We start from the raw sequence: 18,417 nt of genomic DNA, 5'->3' as shown, positions 1-18,417 counted from the left end.
GGCCGGCGAGGGGCGGAACGGCGGCCGTGGAGGCGTCGGCGTCATCGCTCGCGGACAGGGCGACGCGCCGGGTTCACGTCATCGCGTGTGCCCGGCGCGTCGCCGTGCTGCTGCCGTTCCCGTTCCGCCGGGGCGGTCAGGGCTTGCGGGTCCCGGTCGCCTTTTTGGCGGGGGCCTTCCTGGCGGGAGCCTTGGCCACCGCCGTCGTCGCCTTCTTGGCGGCCGTCTTCTTCGCCGTCGTCTTCTTCGCCGCCGTCTTCTTGGCAGCTCCTCGTGCGGTGTCCACGGGGTCCGCGTCGCTGATCCGGTCGGCGCCGAGGATGTCCCGCAGGAACTTGCCGGTGTGACTGGCCGGCACGCTCGCGACCTGCTCCGGCGTGCCTTCGGCGACCACCAGGCCGCCACCCGCGCCGCCCTCGGGTCCCATGTCGACGACCCAGTCGGCGGTCTTGATCACATCGAGGTTGTGCTCGATGACGATGACCGTGTTGCCCTTGTCGACCAGGCCGGACAGGACGGTCAGCAGCTTGCTGATGTCCTCGAAGTGCAGACCGGTGGTCGGCTCGTCCAGGACGTAGACCGTACGGCCGGTGGAACGGCGCTGCAGCTCGCTGGCGAGCTTGACGCGCTGTGCCTCACCGCCGGAGAGCGTCGTCGCGGACTGGCCGAGGCGGACGTAGCCGAGCCCGACGTCCTTCAGCGTCTTCATGTGCCGGGAGATCGCGGGCACCGCCTCGAAGAAGTCGGTGGCCTCTTCGATCGGCATGTTCAGCACGTCGGCGATGGACTTGCCCTTGTAGTGGACCTCCAGGGTCTCCCGGTTGTACCGGGCGCCGTGGCAGACCTCGCACGGGACGTAGACGTCCGGGAGGAAGTTCATCTCGATCTTGATCGTGCCGTCGCCCGCGCAGTTCTCGCAGCGGCCGCCCTTGACGTTGAAGGAGAAGCGTCCGGGCAGGTAGCCGCGGACCTTCGCCTCGGTCGTCTCGGCGAACAGCTTGCGGATGTGATCGAAGACACCGGTGTACGTCGCCGGGTTCGACCGCGGGGTGCGGCCGATGGGCGACTGGTCGACGTGGACGACCTTGTCGACGAGGTCGTCGCCGTCCACGCGCGTGTGCCGCCCGGGAACGTTGCGGGCGCCGTTCAGCTCGCGCGCGAGGTGGGTGTACAGGATGTCGTTGACCAGCGTCGACTTGCCGGAACCGGAGACGCCGGTGACCGCCGTGAAGACGCCCAGCGGGAACGACACGTCGATGTCCCGCAGGTTGTTCTCCCGGGCGCCGTGCACGGTGAGCTGCCGGGACGGGTCACGGGGGCGCCGTACGTCGGGCAGCGGGATGGCCTTCTTGCCGGACAGGTACAGGCCGGTCTGCGACTCGGCGTTGTCGAGCAGTTCCTTGACGGAGCCGCTGTGCACCACCTTGCCGCCGTGCTCGCCGGCGCCCGGGCCGATGTCGACGATCCAGTCGGCGACCTTGATGGTGTCCTCGTCGTGCTCGACGACGATGAGCGTGTTGCCCATGTCGCGCAGCCGCACCAAGGTCTCGATGAGCCGGTGGTTGTCGCGCTGGTGCAGGCCGATGGACGGCTCGTCGAGGACGTAGAGGACGCCGACGAGGCCGGAGCCGATCTGGGTGGCCAGGCGGATGCGCTGGGCCTCGCCCCCGGAGAGGGTGCCCGCCGCGCGGTTGAGCGACAGGTAGTCCAGGCCGACGTCGACCAGGAAGCGCAGCCGCTCGTTGACCTCCTTGAGCACGCGCTCGGCGATCTTCTTGTCGCGGGCGGTGAGCTTCAGCTCGCCCAGGAAGTCCGCGCAGTCGCTGATGGACATCGCGGAGACCTCGGCGATGGACTTGCCCATGACCGTGACGGAGAGGATCAGCGGCTTCAGGCGGGTGCCCTCACAGGTGGGGCAGGGCACCTCGCGCATGTAGCCCTCGAAGCGCTCGCGGCTGGAGTCGCTCTCGGCCTCGCTGTGCCGGCGCTTGACGAAGGAGACCGCGCCCTCGAAGGCCGTGGTGTACCGGCGCTCGCGGCCGTACCGGTTGCGGTAGCGGACCTCCACCTGCGTCTTGTGGCCGTACAGGAGGGCCTTCTTGGCGCGCTGCGGGAGACCGGCGAAGGGGATGTCGGTCCGGAAGCCCAGGGCGTCGGCGAGGGCGCCGATCAGCCGGGCGAAGTAGTCCTTGGTGTGTCCGTGCGACCAGGGGTGGATGGCGCCTTCGTCCAGGGACTTGTCGGGGTCCGGGACGATCAGCTCCGGGTCGACCTCCATGCGCGTGCCGATGCCGGAGCAGTCGGGGCAGGCGCCGAAGGGCGAGTTGAAGGAGAAGGAGCGGGGCTCCAGCTCCTCGAAGGACAGGTCGTCGTACGGGCAGTACAGGTGCTCCGAGAACATGCGCTCGCGCTCGGGGTCGTCCTCGGGAAGGTCGACGAAGTCGAGCACGACCATGCCGCCGGACAGGCCGAGCGCGGTCTCGACCGAGTCGGTCAGGCGGCGCTTGGCGGACTCCTTGACGGTGAGGCGGTCGATGACCACCTCGATGGTGTGCTTCTCCTGCTTCTTCAGCGTGGGCGGGGTGGCGAGCTGGATCGTCTCGCCGTCCACGCGCGCGCGGGAGTAGCCCTTGGTCTGGAGGTCGGCGAAGAGGTCGACGAACTCGCCCTTGCGCTCACGCACCAGCGGCGACAGCACCTGGAAGCGGCTTCCCTCCGGAAGCTCCAGCACGCGGTCGACGATGGCCTGCGGCGACTGGCGGGAGATCGGCCGGCCGCACTCGGGGCAGTGCGGCTTGCCGATGCGCGCGAAGAGCAGGCGCAGGTAGTCGTAGACCTCGGTGATGGTGCCCACCGTGGAGCGCGGGTTGCGCGAGGTCGACTTCTGGTCGATGGAGACCGCCGGGGAGAGGCCCTCGATGAAGTCGACGTCCGGCTTGTCCATCTGGCCGAGGAACTGCCGGGCGTAGGAGGAGAGCGACTCCACGTAGCGCCGCTGGCCCTCGGCGAAGATCGTGTCGAAGGCCAGGGAGGACTTGCCCGACCCGGACAGGCCCGTGAAGACGATGAGCGAGTCACGCGGCAGGTCGAGCGAGACGTTCTTCAGGTTGTGCTCGCGCGCGCCACGGACGATGAGACGGTCGGCCACGCCGGTCCGCACCTTTCTTGAGAGAAGTGACAGGGGCGGGGCCCCCGTCCTTCTCAGACTAGGGGGAGCCACTGACAACGCCGGTCGGATTCACGGGTTGTCAACAAACCCCGGCTATCCAGCATGCCCGACGCCACGTCCGACCATATAGCACGTACATTCGATTCACGGGTACGGGCGGCCTCCTTCACCCGAAGGGGTGGCGCGTCCTAGGGTCGGTGGCATGACGGATCACGCGCATGACCTGGCGTCTGTACAGGACGCTACCGAGCGGCTGCTCAGCGCGGTCGGTGAACTGGACAACGCGAAGGTGACCGAGCAGTCACGACTTCCCGGCTGGACCCGGGGGCATGTCCTGGCCCATCTCGCCCGCAACGCGGACGCGCTCGTGAACGTCCTCGAGGGACGGCCCATGTACGTCTCCGGCGCGGCCCGGGACGCCGACATCGAGCGGGACGCTCCGCGTCCCCTCGTCGCGCAGATCGCGGACGTGCGCGAAAGCGCGGCCCGTTTCCAGCGGGCGACAGCCGTACCGGCGGACTGGTCGCGCACCGTCACGCTGCGCAACGGGGTCACCGACGCCGCCTCACAGGTGCCGTTCCGGCGGTGGATCGAGGTCGAACTGCACCACGTGGACCTCGGGATCGGATACGAGCTGGAGGACCTGCCGGCGGAGTTCACCGAGCGGGAGATCGGCTTCCTCGCCGAGCGGTTCGCGGAGCACCGGGACGTGCCACCGGCGCGGATCACGGACGGCACGCGCGCGTGGCGCACGGGACGGGAACGGGATTGGGGTGGGACGGGGACGGAGGCCATCGAGGTCACCGTCGCGGGCGGTCGGGCCGATCTGCTCGGCTGGCTCGCGGGCCGCCGCGACGGCTCGGGCCTCACCGTGACGGGCGGGCCGCTGCCGGCCCTTCCCCCGCTGTAGCCGCACAGCCCCGCGAGTCCCAGGCCGGGTCTGGCCGCACGGGCCTGGCGTTTGGATCACGCCGCAGACGCGGGGCCTGGGCACGCGCACCAGCGTGGACAAGTCCCGCCGATGCCCTGCGTCCTGATCCAAACGACAGGCCCTAGGCTGGCGGCCATGACGTACAGCGGAGAGGTGAGGGTCGGCGGCCCCGCCGACGTGCACGAGCTCAAGGACCTGATGATCACCAAGATCGCGGTCGGCCCGATGAACAACAACGCCTATCTGCTGCGCTGTCGGGCCACCGACGAGCAGTTGCTGATCGACGCCGCCAACGACGCCGAGACGCTGCTCGGCACGATCGGTGCCGACGGCGTCGCGTCCGTCGTCACCACCCACCAGCACGCCGACCACTGGCAGGCGCTGGCCGAGGTGGTCGCCGCCACCGGCGCCCGCACCTACGCCGGCCGGCACGACGCCGAGGGCATCCCCGTCCCCACCCACGTCCCGGTGGACGACGGCGACACCATCCGAGTGGGGCGCGTACGGCTCACCGCGCGCCACCTCGTCGGGCACACGCCGGGCTCGATCGCCCTCGTCTACGACGACCCCCACGGGCATCCCCATGTGTTCACCGGGGACTGCCTCTTCCCGGGCGGCGTGGGCAACACCTGGAAGGACCCGGAGGCGTTCGCGAGTCTGATCCACGATGTCGAGACGAAGATCTTCGACCCGCTGCCGGACGAGACCTGGGTCTACCCCGGACACGGCAACGACACCACCCTGGGCGCGGAACGCCCGCACCTGCCGGAGTGGCACGCGCGCGGGTGGTGACTCCCGGGGCGGCCCGGGGACCGAACGAGGCGCGGTGCACGGGGCGCGCCCGGCGCGGGCGCCGCGCACGCCCCGTGTGAACCCTTCGCACACGACCGGCCCGTACGCGCGCTACCGGCGCACACCACCCGCGCGGTCAACTGGTGCCGGTTCCGCGCGGAAGGCGTTCCCGTGCGGCACCCCGGGCCGCCGGTCTCTCTTCCCCGTTCCCTTCCCCTCCCCCGGACCGGCGGCCCGGCGGGATCGCACCAGCGGCACCGGCATCACGCCTGGGTCCGCCCCGCCCCCGCCAGCGCGGCGACCCGCTCCACGCCGAACACGTACCCCTGCACACCGCAGCCCGCGATGACGCCGTCGGCACGCTGCGACACGTAGGAGTGGTGCCGGAACTGCTCACGCTGGTGGATGTTGGAGATGTGGACCTCCACCACCGGAAGCCCGTCGCAGGTGTTGAGCGCATCCAGGAGCGCGACGGACGTGTGCGAGTAGGCGGCCGGGTTGATCACGATGCCGCAGTGGTTCGAGCGGGCCTCGTGGATCCAGTCGACCAGTTCGCCCTCGTGGTTGGACTGGCGGAAATCCACCGTGCCGCCGTGCGCGTCCGCTGCCTTGACGCACAGCGTCTCGATGTCGGCCAGGGTGTCGGACCCGTAGATCTCCGGCTGGCGCCGGCCGAGCAGGTTCAGGTTGGGGCCGTTGAGGATCATGATCGGTGCGTTGGCCAGGGTGCGGGGCACGGTTCCTCCGGTCCGTCGGGTGGGCGGTCCGCCGGACCGCTGTCCGCCCCGGTTTATCACGGCGCCCGCCCAGCGCATTACCGCCGTCCACTGCCCCGCACACCCCTTGAGCGCCCCGTAACCGCCCATCACTGTGGGTAGTTGGCGCAGCATGCACGAAGTACACGATGGACGCGCCGCGAAGGCGCCCTCCATGCCGCGACTGGCCGGCGCCGCGCTCGCCGGCACGGCGATCGAGTTCTACGACTTCTTCGTCTACGGGACCGCGGCAGCTCTGGTCCTGGGGCCGCTGTTCTTCCCGACGATCTCCCCGCTGGCGGGAACGCTGGCCGCCTTCGGCACGTTCGGTGTCGGCTTCGTGGCCCGGCCGCTGGGGTCGGTGCTGTTCGGGCACATCGGGGACCGCCACGGACGACGGCCGGTCCTCGTCCTCTCCCTGCTGCTGACCGGGGCGTCGACGGTCGCGGTCGGCTGTGTGCCGACGTACGACACGATCGGGGTGGCGGCTCCGCTGCTCCTCATCGCGCTGCGTTTCCTGCAAGGGCTGGGGCTGGGCGGGGAGTGGGGCGGCGCGGTGCTGCTGACCGCGGAGCACGCGCCGGCCGGGCGGCGCGCACTGTGGGCGAGTTTTCCCCAAGTCGGACCAGCGCTGGGTTTCCTGCTCGCCAACGGCGTGGTCCTGGTGCTCTCCGCGTCACTGTCGGACGCGCAGTTCGCCCAGTGGGGGTGGCGGGTGCCGTTCTGGGCGGCGGGTGTGCTGGCCCTGGTCGGGCTGTGGCTGCGGTCGTCGCTCGCGGAGAGTCCCCGCTTCCTGGAGCTGGACGGCCGCGCGCGCGTCCCGTTCGCCGAGGTGGTGCGGGACCACTGGCGGCTGGTCCTGCTGACCGCCGGAGCCCTGGCGATCGGGTACGCCATCTTCTACACCGTCTCGACCTGGTCCCTCGCCTACGCGACGGAGCGGCTCGGGGTGGAGCGGAGCGTGATGCTGGTCTGCATCATGGCCGCGGTGGTGGTGAAGGGCGCTCTCACGCCGGTGTTCGCACTGCTCGGCGACCGCTACGGGCGCCGGCCGGTGTGCCTGATCGGATGCGGAGCGGCGGCGGTGTGGATGTTCCCGATGGTCGCGCTCCTGGCCACCGGCGAGCCGCTGTTGATGTTCCTGGGCTTCCTGGTGGCGATGATCGCCTTCATCACGATGTTCTCGGTGATCGCGGCGTATCTGCCGGAACTGTACGAGGCGCGGGTTCGCTGTACGGGTGCCGCGGTGGGGTACAATCTCGGCGGGGTGGTGGGCGGAGCCGTCACGCCCATCGTGGCAACGGCCCTGGCGGAGCAGGGTGGCCGTGTGCCCTGGGCCGTGGGTGCGTATCTGACGGCGATCGCGCTGCTCAGCCTCGGCTGCTTCGCGCTGCTGCCGGAGACGCGTCCGGCACCGGTGCCGGTCGCGGCGCCCGTTTCGGGGTGACGGGCGGCCTGTCCGTGAGGCCGGTACAGGCGGGAAGGCCCCGGGAGCGGTGCCGGCGATGTGCCGTGCGCCGCTCCCGGGGCCGATTCCTGTGCCGGTCTTGTCGCCCCTACGTCCGAGGGGCTCAGCACGGTCCCGTGGTCGGCCTGCTGCGGAGCTTCCCGGAGGTCAGACGTCGACGCTGTTCTTCGGTGCGTCTTCGTCCCGGGCGTCGGCCGCTTCGGCCTCCGCCTGCTTCCTGGTCGCCCTCAGGCTGGTGATCGTGGTGACGATCAGGACCGAGCAGATCACGCCGAGCGAGACCGGGATGCTGATCTCGGGGACGTGGACGCCGGACTCGTGGAGCGCGTGCAGGACGAGCTTGACTCCGATGAAGCCCAGGATGATCGACAGGCCGTAGGAGAGGTGGACGAGCTTCTTCAGCAGGCCGCCGATGAGGAAGTACAGCTGCCTGAGGCCCATCAGGGCGAAGGCGTTGGCCGTGAACACGATGTACGGGTCCTGGGTGAGACCGAAGATCGCGGGGATCGAGTCCAGGGCGAAGAGCACATCGGTGGTGCCGATCGCGAGCATCACGACCAGCATCGGGGTCATGACCCGCTTGCCGTTCTGCTGGATCCACAGCTTGGTGCCGTGGTAGCGGTCGGCCACGCCGAAGCGACGCTCGGCGGCCTTGAGCAGCTTGTTCTCCTCGTACTCCTCGTCCTCTTCGTCGGCCCTGGCCTCCTGGATGAGCTTCCAGGCGGTGTAGATCAGGAACGCTCCGAAGATGTAGAAGACCCAGGCGAAGCTGGCGATGATCGCGGCGCCGGCGGCGATGAACACGGCCCTGAGCACCAGGGCTATGAGGACGCCTATGAGGAGCACTCGCTGCTGGTACTGCGAGGGCACCGCGAACTTCGCCATGATCAGGACGAAGACGAAGAGGTTGTCGACGCTCAGGGACTTCTCGGTGATGAAGCCCGCGAAGAACTCACCGGCGGGCTGGCCGCCGCCGAAGAGGAGCAGACCGAGCCCGAACAGCGCGGCCAGGGCGATCCAGACGCCCGTCCAGATCCCGGCTTCCTTGATCGACACGTCGTGCGGTTTGCGGCCGATGAAGAAATCGACCGCGATGAGGGCGGCAAGGCCCACGATGGTCAGGACCCACAAAGTCGTCGTAACTTCCACTGCGCCTCCGGCAGTACGTAACGGCAGGTGTCAGCGTCGTCGCTGCCGGAGGTCTCTTCCACCCGGGATCCGGCGTGCCAGACGCACGCGGACCACGGGCCGACGCCCCGGGATCTGGCCTGATCCGTATTGACGGGCACGTCGCAGCAGACAGGGAGTACTCCCCTCCGTACGAAAAACAGTACCCAATCCCCAAGGATTGGTAAAGGGTTTCGCTAATTTTGCCCAAAGTGCCAGGTGGGAGCTTTTTACCAGCTCTTGGTCACTCGGTCGTCCGTCGGCTGCCGGGCGGCACGAGCGAGGGCGCTCAGATCCGGACATGCCCGCAGATCAGGACGCTCAGGCGGGCCTGACCCGGTGGCCGACCAAGCGGTCGTCGGCCACCGGGGTCAGGCACACCGGCGCGTGCCACAGCGAAGCGGGACGGTCTTGCGGTGCAGCGCGTCCGGCCCGCCGTCAGGCCAGGCCGGCCTCCTTCATCTGGCGCAGTTCCTTCTTCATCTCGGAGACCTCGTCGCGCAGCCGGGCCGCGATCTCGAACTGGAGCTCCGCCGCGGCGGCCCGCATCCGGGCGGTCATCTCCTCGATCTGCTCCGCCAGCTCGGCCGCGGGACGGTCGGTCGGCGCCGTCTCCCCCGCCTTCTTCCTGCCGGACTTGGCGCCCCCCGCGGCTTTCCCGCCGAGCGCGGGGACGGGGGCCTTGGCGCCCTTTCCGTCCTTGGACTGGCCGCGGTACCCCGATCCGAGCAGCTGCTCGGTGTCGACGTCCTCGCGGGCGATCTGCGCCACGATGTCGTTGATCTTCTTGCGGAGCGGCTGGGGGTCGATCCCCTTCGCCTTGTTGTAGACGACCTGCTTCTCCCGGCGGCGGTTGGTCTCGTCGATGGCCTTCTCCATCGCCGGGGTGATCTTGTCGGCGTACATGTGGACCTGGCCGGAGACGTTGCGCGCCGCGCGGCCGATGGTCTGGATCAGCGAGGTGCCGGAGCGCAGGAAGCCCTCCTTGTCGGCGTCGAGGATCGCCACCAGGGAGACCTCGGGCAGGTCGAGGCCCTCACGCAGGAGGTTGATGCCGACCAGCACGTCGTACTCGCCGGCGCGCAGCTCACGCAGCAGCTCGACGCGGCGCAGGGTGTCGACGTCGCTGTGCAGATAGCGCACCTGGATGCCCAGCTCCAGGAAGTAGTCGGTGAGGTCCTCGGCCATCTTCTTGGTGAGCGTGGTGACCAGGACGCGCTCGTCCTTCTCGGTGCGGGTGCGGATCTCGTGCACCAGGTCGTCGATCTGGCCCTCGGTGGGCTTGACCACGACCTCCGGGTCGACGAGGCCGGTGGGACGGATGATCTGCTCGACGACGCCGTCCGAGCGGGACAGCTCGTACTGCCCGGGAGTGGCCGACAGGTAGACCGCCTGTCCGATGCGCTCCTGGAACTCCTCCCACTTCAGCGGGCGGTTGTCGAGCGCGGAGGGCAGCCGGAAACCGTGGTCGACGAGGGTGCGCTTGCGGGAGGCGTCGCCCTCGTACATGGCGCCGATCTGCGGCACGGTGACGTGCGACTCGTCGATGACGAGCAGGAAGTCGTCCGGGAAGTAGTCCAGCAGGGTATTGGGCGGGGAGCCGGGCGAGCGGCCGTCGAAGTGCATCGAGTAGTTCTCGACGCCGGAGCAGCTGCCGATCTGGCGGAGCATCTCCAGGTCGTACGTCGTCCGCATCCGCAGCCGCTGGGCTTCCAGGAGCTTGCCCTGCTGCTCCAGCTCGGCCAGGCGCTCCCCCAGTTCCTTCTCGATGTCGTTGACCGCCCGCTCCAGGCGCTCGGGGCCGGCGACGTAGTGGGAGGCCGGGAAGACGTAGAGCTGCTGGTCGTCGCTGATGATCTCGCCGGTGACGGGGTGGAGGGTGGAGAGCGCCTCGATCTCGTCGCCGAACATCTCGATCCGGACGGCCAGCTCCTCGTAGACCGGGAAGATCTCGATGGTGTCGCCGCGGACCCGGAAGGTGCCCCGGGTGAAGGCCATGTCGTTGCGCGTGTACTGGATGTCCACGAAGCGGCGCAGCAGCTCGTCCCGGTCGAACTCGTCGCCGACGCGGAGCGGGACCATGCGGTCGACGTACTCCTGGGGCGTACCCAGGCCGTAGATGCAGGAGACCGACGCGACCACGACGACGTCGCGGCGGGTGAGGAGCGAGTTGGTCGCGGAGTGGCGCAGCCGCTCGACCTCCTCGTTGATCGAGGAGTCCTTCTCGATGTAGGTGTCCGACTGAGGGACGTACGCCTCGGGCTGGTAGTAGTCGTAGTACGAGACGAAGTACTCGACCGCGTTGTTCGGCAGCAGCTCGCGGAACTCGTTGGCCAGCTGGGCGGCCAGGGTCTTGTTCGGGGCCATCACGAGGGTCGGCCGCTGGAGCTTCTCGATCATCCACGCGGTGGTGGCGGACTTGCCGGTGCCGGTGGCGCCGAGCAGGACGACGTCCTTCTCGCCTGCCTGGACGCGCCGGGCGAGATCGGCGATCGCCGCCGGCTGGTCGCCGCTCGGCTGGTAGGGGCTGACGACCTCGAAGGGCGCCACCGTGCGTTCGATGTGGGAAACGGGCCGCATGCCATCAACCGTACGACCCCCCACTGACAATGGGCCCGGATCAGCGGTTCTGCGGGGTCCGGGAGCGCCGGTGGGCCAGCGGGCGGCGGTAGCGGAGGGCGGGGTGGCGGGCCGCCGGGTGGCGGGCCGGGCCGGGGCCGACGGGGTGCGCGGGGATGCCGGGCTTGTGGTCGACCGGGCGCCGGACGGGTTCGCCCACCACCATGAGCGGGTCGAACATCACGACCACGCCCGCGAGGAGGAGGAAGGCGAGCGGGCCGATCAGCATGGGCGCGAGGAGGGCGGCGGGCGAGTCGCCGGGGACGGGTCCGGCCGTGCCGTGCACATGGACGTCGAGCGCGGCCATACCCGTGTAGTGCATGCCGGCGACCGCGAGCCCCATGACCAGACTGGCGCCGACGCTCCACAGGAGGCCGCGGACCTGCCCCGCCGCCCACAGGGCCGCGGTGGCGGCGGCCATCGCTATGACGACGGACATCGCGACGGTGACGGTGTTGTACTCCAGGTCCCCGTCGAGGCGCATGCCGGCCATGCCCAGGTAGTGCATCGAGGCGATGCCCAGACCGGTGATCGTGCCGCCGGTGAACAGGGCCGCTCCGCCGGCGTCCCGGTAGCCGACGATGAAGATGCCGATGCCCACCATCACGATGGCGACGGCCAGGCTCGCGAACGTCATCGGCATGTCGTAGCGGATCGGTGTGCCCTCGACCCTGAACCCCATCATCGCGATGAAGTGCATGGTCCAGATGCCGGAGCCGATCGCCGCCGAGCCCAGCGCCAGCCATCCGGGCCGCCATGACCGGGCGACCAGCATGGACCTGGTGGTGCAGCGCAGGCCGAGGGCACCGCCGAGGCAGGCCATCAGGTAGGCCACCAGCGGTGTGACGAGTCCGTAACTGAATCCGTCGACCGTGCCTTGCATGCGCGGCTGTCCTTCCGCCCTGTTACGTCCTGGCTCCCCCGATGTACGTCCCCCTCCCAGGACCGCACGGGCGGTCCGGGTCCAGAGAAGTATGACCGCCACCGGAATGGTCGAACGATTCTCCGGCAAAGAATCACGGCCTTGCCCCAGTTGTGCCGCCCCCGTGAGCACAGTTGAGCAACTCCATTCAGCCTGTGGCCATTCCACACTCCTCCGCCGTTGACAGTCCGCTGTCACAGTGGTGCTGTTCGTGATCACTCGACGCGAGGAGTACGCATGCACGCGCGCGCTGTTGCCGTCACGACCACCGCGCTCCTGGGAGCTGCCCTGCTGGCGCCCGCCTCCTGGGCCCAGGGGTCCCACGGCGGGCCGGGACCGGTGGTCGTCGCCCATCGGGGCGCTTCCGCCTACGCGCCGGAGAACACCCTGGCCGCCGTCGACAAGGCGGCCGAGCTGGGCATCGACTGGGTGGAGAACGACGTCCAGCGCACGAAGGACGGCGAACTCGTCGTCCTCCACGACGACAGTCTGCGGCGCACCACCGACGCCGAGGAGGTCTTCCCCGACCGGGCGCCCTGGAAGGTGAAGGACTTCACGGCCGCCGAGATCGCGCGCCTGGACGCCGGAAGCTGGTTCGGCGCCGCCTACGCGGGCGCGCGCGTGCCGACGCTGGAGGAGTACGTCGACCGTGTCGAGCACCACCACCAGAAGCTGCTGCTGGAGATCAAGAATCCTGAGCTGTACCCCGGCATCGAGCGGGAGACCCTCAAGATCCTCGGCAACGAAGGCTGGCTGGACCGGCGGCACGTCGTCGGCCGGCTGGTCGTGCAGAGCTTCAGCGCGGACAGTGTGCGCACCGTCCATGAGCTGAAACCGGCCGTCAAGACCGGGTTCCTGGGCACGCCGCCCGTGTCCGACCTGCCCGCGTACGCCGAGTTCACCGACCAGATCAATCCCTCCTACGGCTCGCTCTCGCCGGTCTACGTGTCCACGGTCCAGGCGTTCGACGGGCCGCACGGCAGGCCGCTGGAGGTCTTCGCCTGGACGGTCGACGACGCGGACGCCGCCCGGCTGACGGCCGGGTACGGCGTCGACGGCATCATCACCAACCGGCCCGACGTGATCCGGGACGCGACGCGCGGGGGTGTGCCGGGAACCGAATGACCGCGCCCGTACCGGAGGAGGACCGCCGGTTCCGCGGGGCGTTGTCAGTGGCGGGCCGTACGGTGGTGCGCATGGACAGCCATGGGCAGTACGAGCCGCGGGTGGCGTGGACCGTCGTCGGCAGCGGCATCGGTCCGCTGCTGCTCGCCGCGACCAGCGAGGGCCTGGTCAACGTCGTGTTCCACGCCACCGGGCCGGTCCGCGGCCGGGCGCTGGACCGGCTCGCGGCGCGGCTGGGCGCCGAGCCGGTGGAGGCACCCGGCACCCCGCTGCTGACGGAGGCGGCGGAGCAGTTGGGGGCGTACTTCTCCGGTGACCGGCACACCTTCGACCTGCCCCTGGACTGGTCGCTGATATCCGGGTTCAACCGGGAGGTGCTGCGGGAGCTGGCGTCCGGGGTCCGCTACGGGACGGTCGTCGGTTACGGCGATCTCGCCGGCCGGGTGGGCCAGCCGGGCGCGGCCCAGGCCGTGGGCATGGCGATGGGCGCCAATCCACTGCCGATCGTCGTGCCCTGCCACCGGGTCGTGGAGAGCGACGGCGGCATCGGGGGGTTCGGGGGCGGCCTGGAGACCAAGAGGAAGCTGCTCGCGCTGGAGGGAGTGCTGCCCGAGCCGCTGTTCTGACGGCTCGGCTGCCGGACGCGGTCCGTGCGGGTCCGGTGACCCGGCAGGCGCCCTCGGGTCACGTGGCCCTCGGGTCAGGCGTAGTGCCGCGCCTCGAAGATGTTCCCGTCCGGGTCGGTGAAGTAGAAGCTGCGCCTGGCCATGCCCCGGGCCCCGTAGGAGTCGTACGAGAAGTCCGAGACCGGGGCGCCCTGGTCCTCCAGGCGGCCGCGCAGCGCGTCGAAGTCGCCTTCCGGCAGGGACAGGCAGACGTGGTTGACCGGATGGCCCGAGCTGTCGGCGGCATCGGGCAGCATCGTCATCCGCGGGCCCATGGTGAGCGGCATGAGATCGAAGATCGTCTCCTCGTTGAGGCGTACGGAGGGGAAGGGCACCGTTCCCGCCGCGAACTCAGTGACCCGCAAGGGCTCCATGCCCAGCGTCTTCTCGTAGAAGCCGACCGAGGTGAGCGGGTCGCGCACCCAGAGGACGACGTGGTCGAGGCGTGCCGTGTTGTCCGTCATGGTCACCAGCCTGGTGCCGGGCCCCGGGGGCCGCAAGGGTTTGGCCCGGCGCCGTGCCCGCCAGAGATGAGGGAGAGCCGACGGACAGGAGGCGTACCTGTGGTGCTGGTGGTGTCGGAAGAGGTGCGGGAGGCGGTCGACTCGCGCAGGCCCGTGGTGGCCCTGGAGTCCACGATCATCGCGCACGGACTGCCGCGTCCGCGCAATCTCCAGGTGGCGCGGGAGCTGGAGGAGGCGGTACGGCAGGAGGGAGCCGTTCCGGCCACGATCGCCGTGCTGGACGGACGGCCCCACGTCGGACTCGGGAAGGAGCAGCTGGAACGGATCGCGAACGAGGACGGTATCCGCAAACTCGGTCACCGCGACCTTCCGCTCGCGGTCGCGGCCGGGGCGAGCGGGGCGACCACGGTCTCGGCGACCGCGTCGCTGGCGGCGGGGGCGGGCATCCGGGTCTTCGCCACCGGTGGGCTGGGCGGGGTGCACCGGGAGTGGACGGTGACGCAGGACGAGTCGGCCGACCTGGGCCTGCTGGCACGCACCCGTGTCACCGTGGTCTGCGCGGGGGTGAAGTCGATCCTGGACGTGCCGGCGACGCTCCAGCGGCTGGAGACCCTGGGGGTCGCGGTGGCCGGGTACGGCACGGACCGGTTCCCCGGCTTCTACCTGTCCGATTCGGGCCATCCGGTGGACTGGACGCTGCGTACGCCGGAGGAGGTGGCGTCGGTGATGCGGGCGCAGGACGCGCTCGGGACGCCGGAGTCGGCGCTGATCGTCGCCCATCCGGTGCCCGAGGAGGAGCAGCTCGATCCTGAGGTGCACGCGCGGGTGCTCGCCGACGCGCTGCGCGCGTGCGCGGAGGAGGGCGTCGGCGGGCAGGCGGTCACCCCGTTCCTCCTCGACCACCTGGTGCGGCACACGGACGGGGCCTCGCTGCGCGCCAACCTGGCGGCGGTGCGCGGCAACGTGCGGCTGGCGGCACGGGTGGCGGCGGCCTGGGCCGGAGCGTGACGGCGAGGCCGGACGGCGCGCTGCTGGTGGTCGGGGACGTGGTCACGGACATCGTCGTCCGTCCCCGCGGGCCGCTGGCCGTCGGTACGGACACGGCCGCCTCGATCCGCTGGCTGCCCGGTGGCGCGGGCGCCAATGTGGCCTGCTGGGCCGCTCACCAGGGCTTGCAGGACGTACGGCTGTTCGGGCGGGTCGGTGCGGACGCGGCGGTCTGGCACGAGCGGGAGCTGGTGGCGGCCGGGGTACGGCCCCGTCTGGTGGTGGACGAGGAGGCGCCGACGGGGACGGTCGTCTGCCTGGTCGACGCGGGTGCCTCGGCCGAGCGGACGTTCCTGACGGACAGCGGGGCGTCGCTCCGGCTCGCGCCCGGCGACTGGTCGGACACGCTGCTCGACGGTGTCGGGCACCTGCATCTGTCGGGGTACCTGCTGTTCTCGGCGCCGGGCCGCGCGCTGGTGGCGGTCGCGCTGGAAGCGGCACGCGCGCGTGGGGTGCCGGTGAGTCTGGATCCCGCGTCGGCCGGTTTCCTCGCGGAACTGGGTGCCGACCGGTTCCTCTCCCTCGTCCAGGGGGTGGACGTACTCCTGCCGAGTCGTGACGAGGCATGTCTGCTGACGGGGCTGTCCCGGACGGACGGCTCGGTGGCCGACGCAAGGACCGACGCAAGGACCGACGCAGGGGCAGACGCTGCGGTCGGCGCGGCGGTCGAGTTGAGCCGTCGGGTGCCGCTCGTGGTCGCCAAGCTGGGAGCGGACGGTGCGGTGGTGGCGCGCGGCGGTGCCGTGTGCGCCCGGGTGCCCGCCGTAGCGGCGACGCCCCGGGACACGACGGGCGCGGGTGACGCCTTCACCGGGGCGTTCCTCGCGGCCCTGCTGTCGGGGGCGGGACCGGCGGAGGCGGCGGCGCGGGGGTGCCGGGCGGGGGCGGAGGCGGTTGCGCGGGTGGGCGGTCGGCCCGCCTGTGTCCGGCCCCCGGCCCTCGGCGGCTGACGCGCGGGCTCGCCGTGCGGCCCGGCCCCGCTACGGCGACAGCTCCCGGCTTCCCGCACGGCGGCCGCTCCCGCCCGCCAGGCTGACGACAGCGGTCTCACCTCCGCTGAGGGACAGGAACCGGAGCGGAGGCCGAGCGCCGTTCGTGCGGACCCTGCACGTCGGCGGTCCGGCGGCGCTCGGCCGCCGCGCCACCGGGCTACGCCTTGCGCCCCCACGCCGAGATCATGGGGGCCGTGGCCAGGTCCATGGACCCCGAGGCGACGTTCGCGAGATGACGGTCGATGTCCTGGTCCGTGGCGAGGCCGGCGGTGACGAGCTGGTCGCGGACCTGGCGGATCGTGGCGGACTCCAGGGCGGCGCAGGCGGGCGACGTCACCGGGAAGTGGGCGTCCGCCTCGACCCGGCGCAGACCGGCCTCCCGCAGCAGCCGCGGCAGTTGCCGGCCGTAGGACAGGTCGGCGCCACGACGGGCCAGCAACTTGCGGAAGGCGTGCCGCAGCTGGTTCGCCAGTTGCTGCTCGGGCCCGTACTCGTCGGGGCACAGCAGCGGCTGAAGCGCGGGGTCGGCGTCCTCCACCAGGAGGCGCCCGCCGGGGCGCAGGGACCTGACCATGGACCGCAACGCCCGTTCCCGCTCCGGTACATGAACGAGTACGAGTCTGGCGTGCACCAGGTCGAACCCCTCGCCCGGCGGGTCCTGAGCGCCCACGTCGTGCATCCGCACCTCGACCGGCGGCCGGGCGGCCGGGGCGAGACGCGAGGTGTCGATGTCGGTCGCGACGATCCGTCCCGTGGGGCCCACCTTCTTGGCCAGCCACGAGACCACGGAGGTGCCGCCGGCTCCGACCTCCCAGCAGCGCCAGCCCGGTCCGATGCCCATGGCGGTGAGGAGCCGGAACGTCGTGGGATCGAAGAGGGTGGCGAAGGCATCGAAACGCTCCGCCGCCTCGGTCTGCCGGTTGTCGAGGAGATATCCGTCGGTTCGCGTCATGGGGCGATCATCCCAGTTGCCCGGCTTGTCGGAAGGGGCCGACGCTCCGAACGGAACCCGGCTGTCCGCATTCGAGTACGACCGGTTGTCCACAGTCGGGAACCAAGCGGAATCTCCCCTTTCCACAGGCCCGTCCGAGGTCCGCGCCGGCCTGGCAGACTGGCGCGGCAGGCGCGGGAAGCACGGCGCACGGGGTAGCACGCGAGGAGATCCGTATGTCCATGGCAGGGAATCTGCGGAAGGTCACGAGCCTCGGCAAGGGCGGACACCTCCGCCGCGTGGCGCGGCTCGCCCGCCGGCGTCCGCGCGTCGACCTCAGCCATCCCGCGCGCTCCCCGCTGGGCTCTTCGGTGGTCAACTGCGTGACGTACCGGGACGGGATTCGCGTGCCCGGGGCTGTCGGTCTGGTGGACGCGGTGGAGCGGGTACGCAAGCGTGGGGACGGTTTCGTCTGGCTCGGGCTGCACGAGCCCACGGACGAGGAGTTCGCGGACATCGCGGAACTGTTCGATCTGCATCCGCTGGCGGTCGAGGACGCCGTCGAGGCCCATCAGCGTCCGAAGCTGGAGCGGTACGGGGAGACGCTCTTCGCGGTCTTCAAAACGGTCTGTTACGTAGAACACGAGGAACTGACGGCCACCAGCGAGGTGGTGAACACCGGCGAGATCATGGTCTTCACCGGCCAGGACTTCGTGGTGACCGTGCGGCACGGACGGCACGGTTCACTGGGGCCGCTGCGCGAGGAGCTGGAGTCCGACCCCCGGCAGCTCGCCAAGGGCCCCTCGGCGGTGCTGCACGCGGTCGCGGACCATGTCGTCGACGACTTCCTCACCGCCATCGACGCGGTGCAGGCGGATGTCGACCATGTCGAGACGGCCGTGTTCGCGGAGGACGGCGCACGGCTCGACCCCGGGCGGATCTACCAGCTCAAACGCGAGCTCCTGGAGTTGAAGCGGGCGGTGGTACCACTGGGCCGGCCCCTGGAGGAGCTGGCCACCCGGCCGATCCGGGTGGTGGACCCGGAGATACAGGCCTACTTCCGTGACGTCTCGGACCACCTGCTGCGGGCCACGGAGCAGATAGCCGCCTTCGACGAACTGCTCAACTCCATCCTCCAGGCACACCTCGCACAGGTCACGGTCGCGCAGAACGCCGACATGCGGAAGATCACGGCCTGGGCGGCGATCGTCGCCGTGCCGACCATGGTCTGCGGCATGTACGGCATGAACTTCGACCACATGCCGGAACTGCGGTGGCGGTACGGCTACGGCCTGGTCCTGGGCGTGATCGCCGTCGCCTGTCTGACGCTGTACCGGGGATTCCGGCGGAACGACTGGCTGTGAACGACG

15 protein-coding genes are annotated in these 18,417 nt (G+C 70.5%); 8 read left to right on the top strand and 7 right to left on the bottom strand.

Annotated elements, in window-relative coordinates; all coding sequences use genetic code 11:
* Positions 1 to 136 precede the first annotated feature (136 nt).
* Entirely contained in the window at positions 137 to 3,148 is a 3,012-nt protein-coding gene (gene uvrA, locus ACIQR3_RS09210) for an excinuclease ABC subunit UvrA (RefSeq protein ID WP_403536329.1), read from the bottom strand.
* Positions 3,149 to 3,371: 223 nt separating this feature from the next.
* On the opposite strand from uvrA, the gene ACIQR3_RS09205 reads away from it, so the two are divergent.
* Both ACIQR3_RS09205 and ACIQR3_RS09200 read left to right on the top strand, forming a co-directional pair.
* Complete coding sequence (locus ACIQR3_RS09205) at positions 3,372 to 4,079, top strand: maleylpyruvate isomerase family mycothiol-dependent enzyme (protein WP_403536326.1); 708 nt, start codon at positions 3,372 to 3,374, stop codon at positions 4,077 to 4,079.
* A 156-nt stretch (positions 4,080 to 4,235) separates the two neighbouring features.
* On the top strand, positions 4,236 to 4,892 hold the full coding sequence (locus ACIQR3_RS09200) for an MBL fold metallo-hydrolase (protein WP_215172815.1): 657 nt from the start codon (positions 4,236 to 4,238) through the stop codon (positions 4,890 to 4,892).
* A gap of 263 nt (positions 4,893 to 5,155) precedes the next feature.
* Here ACIQR3_RS09200 and aroQ read toward each other — a convergent pair whose 3' ends face one another.
* Complete coding sequence (aroQ, locus tag ACIQR3_RS09195) at positions 5,156 to 5,629, bottom strand: type II 3-dehydroquinate dehydratase (RefSeq protein WP_403536324.1); 474 nt, start codon at positions 5,627 to 5,629, stop codon at positions 5,156 to 5,158.
* 193 nt (positions 5,630 to 5,822) lie between these two features.
* Between aroQ and ACIQR3_RS09190 the strand changes: the two genes are divergently transcribed.
* Entirely contained in the window at positions 5,823 to 7,094 is a 1,272-nt protein-coding gene (locus ACIQR3_RS09190; RefSeq protein WP_403536322.1) for an MFS transporter, read from the top strand.
* A 168-nt stretch (positions 7,095 to 7,262) separates the two neighbouring features.
* Here ACIQR3_RS09190 and ACIQR3_RS09185 read toward each other — a convergent pair whose 3' ends face one another.
* The 3 genes from ACIQR3_RS09185 to ACIQR3_RS09175 all read right to left on the bottom strand — a co-directional run bounded on the left by ACIQR3_RS09185 (position 7,263) and on the right by ACIQR3_RS09175 (position 11,784).
* Positions 7,263 to 8,264 carry a TerC/Alx family metal homeostasis membrane protein gene (locus ACIQR3_RS09185; RefSeq protein ID WP_403536319.1) on the bottom strand — a complete coding sequence of 334 codons (1,002 nt, stop codon included), beginning with the start codon at positions 8,262 to 8,264 and terminating at the stop codon, positions 7,263 to 7,265.
* A gap of 456 nt (positions 8,265 to 8,720) precedes the next feature.
* Complete coding sequence (gene uvrB / locus ACIQR3_RS09180) at positions 8,721 to 10,862, bottom strand: excinuclease ABC subunit UvrB (RefSeq protein WP_403536316.1); 2,142 nt, start codon at positions 10,860 to 10,862, stop codon at positions 8,721 to 8,723.
* Between the two features lie 40 nt (positions 10,863 to 10,902).
* A complete protein-coding gene (locus tag ACIQR3_RS09175) occupies positions 10,903 to 11,784 on the bottom strand; it encodes an MHYT domain-containing protein (RefSeq protein WP_403536313.1) in 882 nt (293 codons plus the stop codon).
* Between the two features lie 276 nt (positions 11,785 to 12,060).
* Between ACIQR3_RS09175 and ACIQR3_RS09170 the strand changes: the two genes are divergently transcribed.
* Positions 12,061 to 12,948 (top strand): glycerophosphodiester phosphodiesterase family protein, encoded by an 888-nt coding sequence (locus ACIQR3_RS09170; RefSeq protein WP_403536311.1) that lies wholly within the window; start codon positions 12,061 to 12,063, stop codon positions 12,946 to 12,948.
* Positions 12,949 to 13,019: 71 nt separating this feature from the next.
* Complete coding sequence (locus tag ACIQR3_RS09165) at positions 13,020 to 13,574, top strand: methylated-DNA--[protein]-cysteine S-methyltransferase (RefSeq protein ID WP_403536308.1); 555 nt, start codon at positions 13,020 to 13,022, stop codon at positions 13,572 to 13,574.
* 74 nt (positions 13,575 to 13,648) lie between these two features.
* Here the strand turns inward: ACIQR3_RS09165 and ACIQR3_RS09160 are convergent, their stop codons facing one another.
* On the bottom strand, positions 13,649 to 14,077 hold the full coding sequence (locus ACIQR3_RS09160; protein WP_403536305.1) for a VOC family protein: 429 nt from the start codon (positions 14,075 to 14,077) through the stop codon (positions 13,649 to 13,651).
* Positions 14,078 to 14,179: 102 nt separating this feature from the next.
* Between ACIQR3_RS09160 and ACIQR3_RS09155 the strand changes: the two genes are divergently transcribed.
* Positions 14,180 to 15,085, top strand: a complete 906-nt coding sequence (locus ACIQR3_RS09155) for a pseudouridine-5'-phosphate glycosidase (RefSeq protein ID WP_403536303.1) — start codon at positions 14,180 to 14,182, stop codon at positions 15,083 to 15,085.
* On the top strand, positions 15,082 to 16,074 hold the full coding sequence (locus ACIQR3_RS09150) for a carbohydrate kinase family protein (RefSeq protein WP_403536299.1): 993 nt from the start codon (positions 15,082 to 15,084) through the stop codon (positions 16,072 to 16,074). Before ACIQR3_RS09155 ends, ACIQR3_RS09150 begins: the two co-directional genes overlap by 4 nt.
* A 199-nt stretch (positions 16,075 to 16,273) precedes the next feature.
* Here the strand turns inward: ACIQR3_RS09150 and ACIQR3_RS09145 are convergent, their stop codons facing one another.
* The gene (locus ACIQR3_RS09145) at positions 16,274 to 17,068 is read right to left on the bottom strand and encodes a methyltransferase domain-containing protein (RefSeq protein ID WP_403536296.1); all 795 of its coding nucleotides are present in this window, start codon (positions 17,066 to 17,068) and stop codon (positions 16,274 to 16,276) included.
* A gap of 215 nt (positions 17,069 to 17,283) precedes the next feature.
* On the opposite strand from ACIQR3_RS09145, the gene ACIQR3_RS09140 reads away from it, so the two are divergent.
* A complete protein-coding gene (locus ACIQR3_RS09140) occupies positions 17,284 to 18,411 on the top strand; it encodes a magnesium and cobalt transport protein CorA (RefSeq protein WP_403536293.1) in 1,128 nt (375 codons plus the stop codon).
* The last annotated feature ends 6 nt before the right edge of the window (positions 18,412 to 18,417 follow it).

Origin of the sequence: Streptomyces sp. NPDC090994 (assembly GCF_044768905.1) — a bacterium.
Classification (GTDB): Bacteria; Actinomycetota; Actinomycetes; order Streptomycetales; family Streptomycetaceae; genus Streptomyces.
Note: the sequence above shows the minus strand (reverse complement) of the source record. Positions and strands in the feature narration are given on the sequence as shown.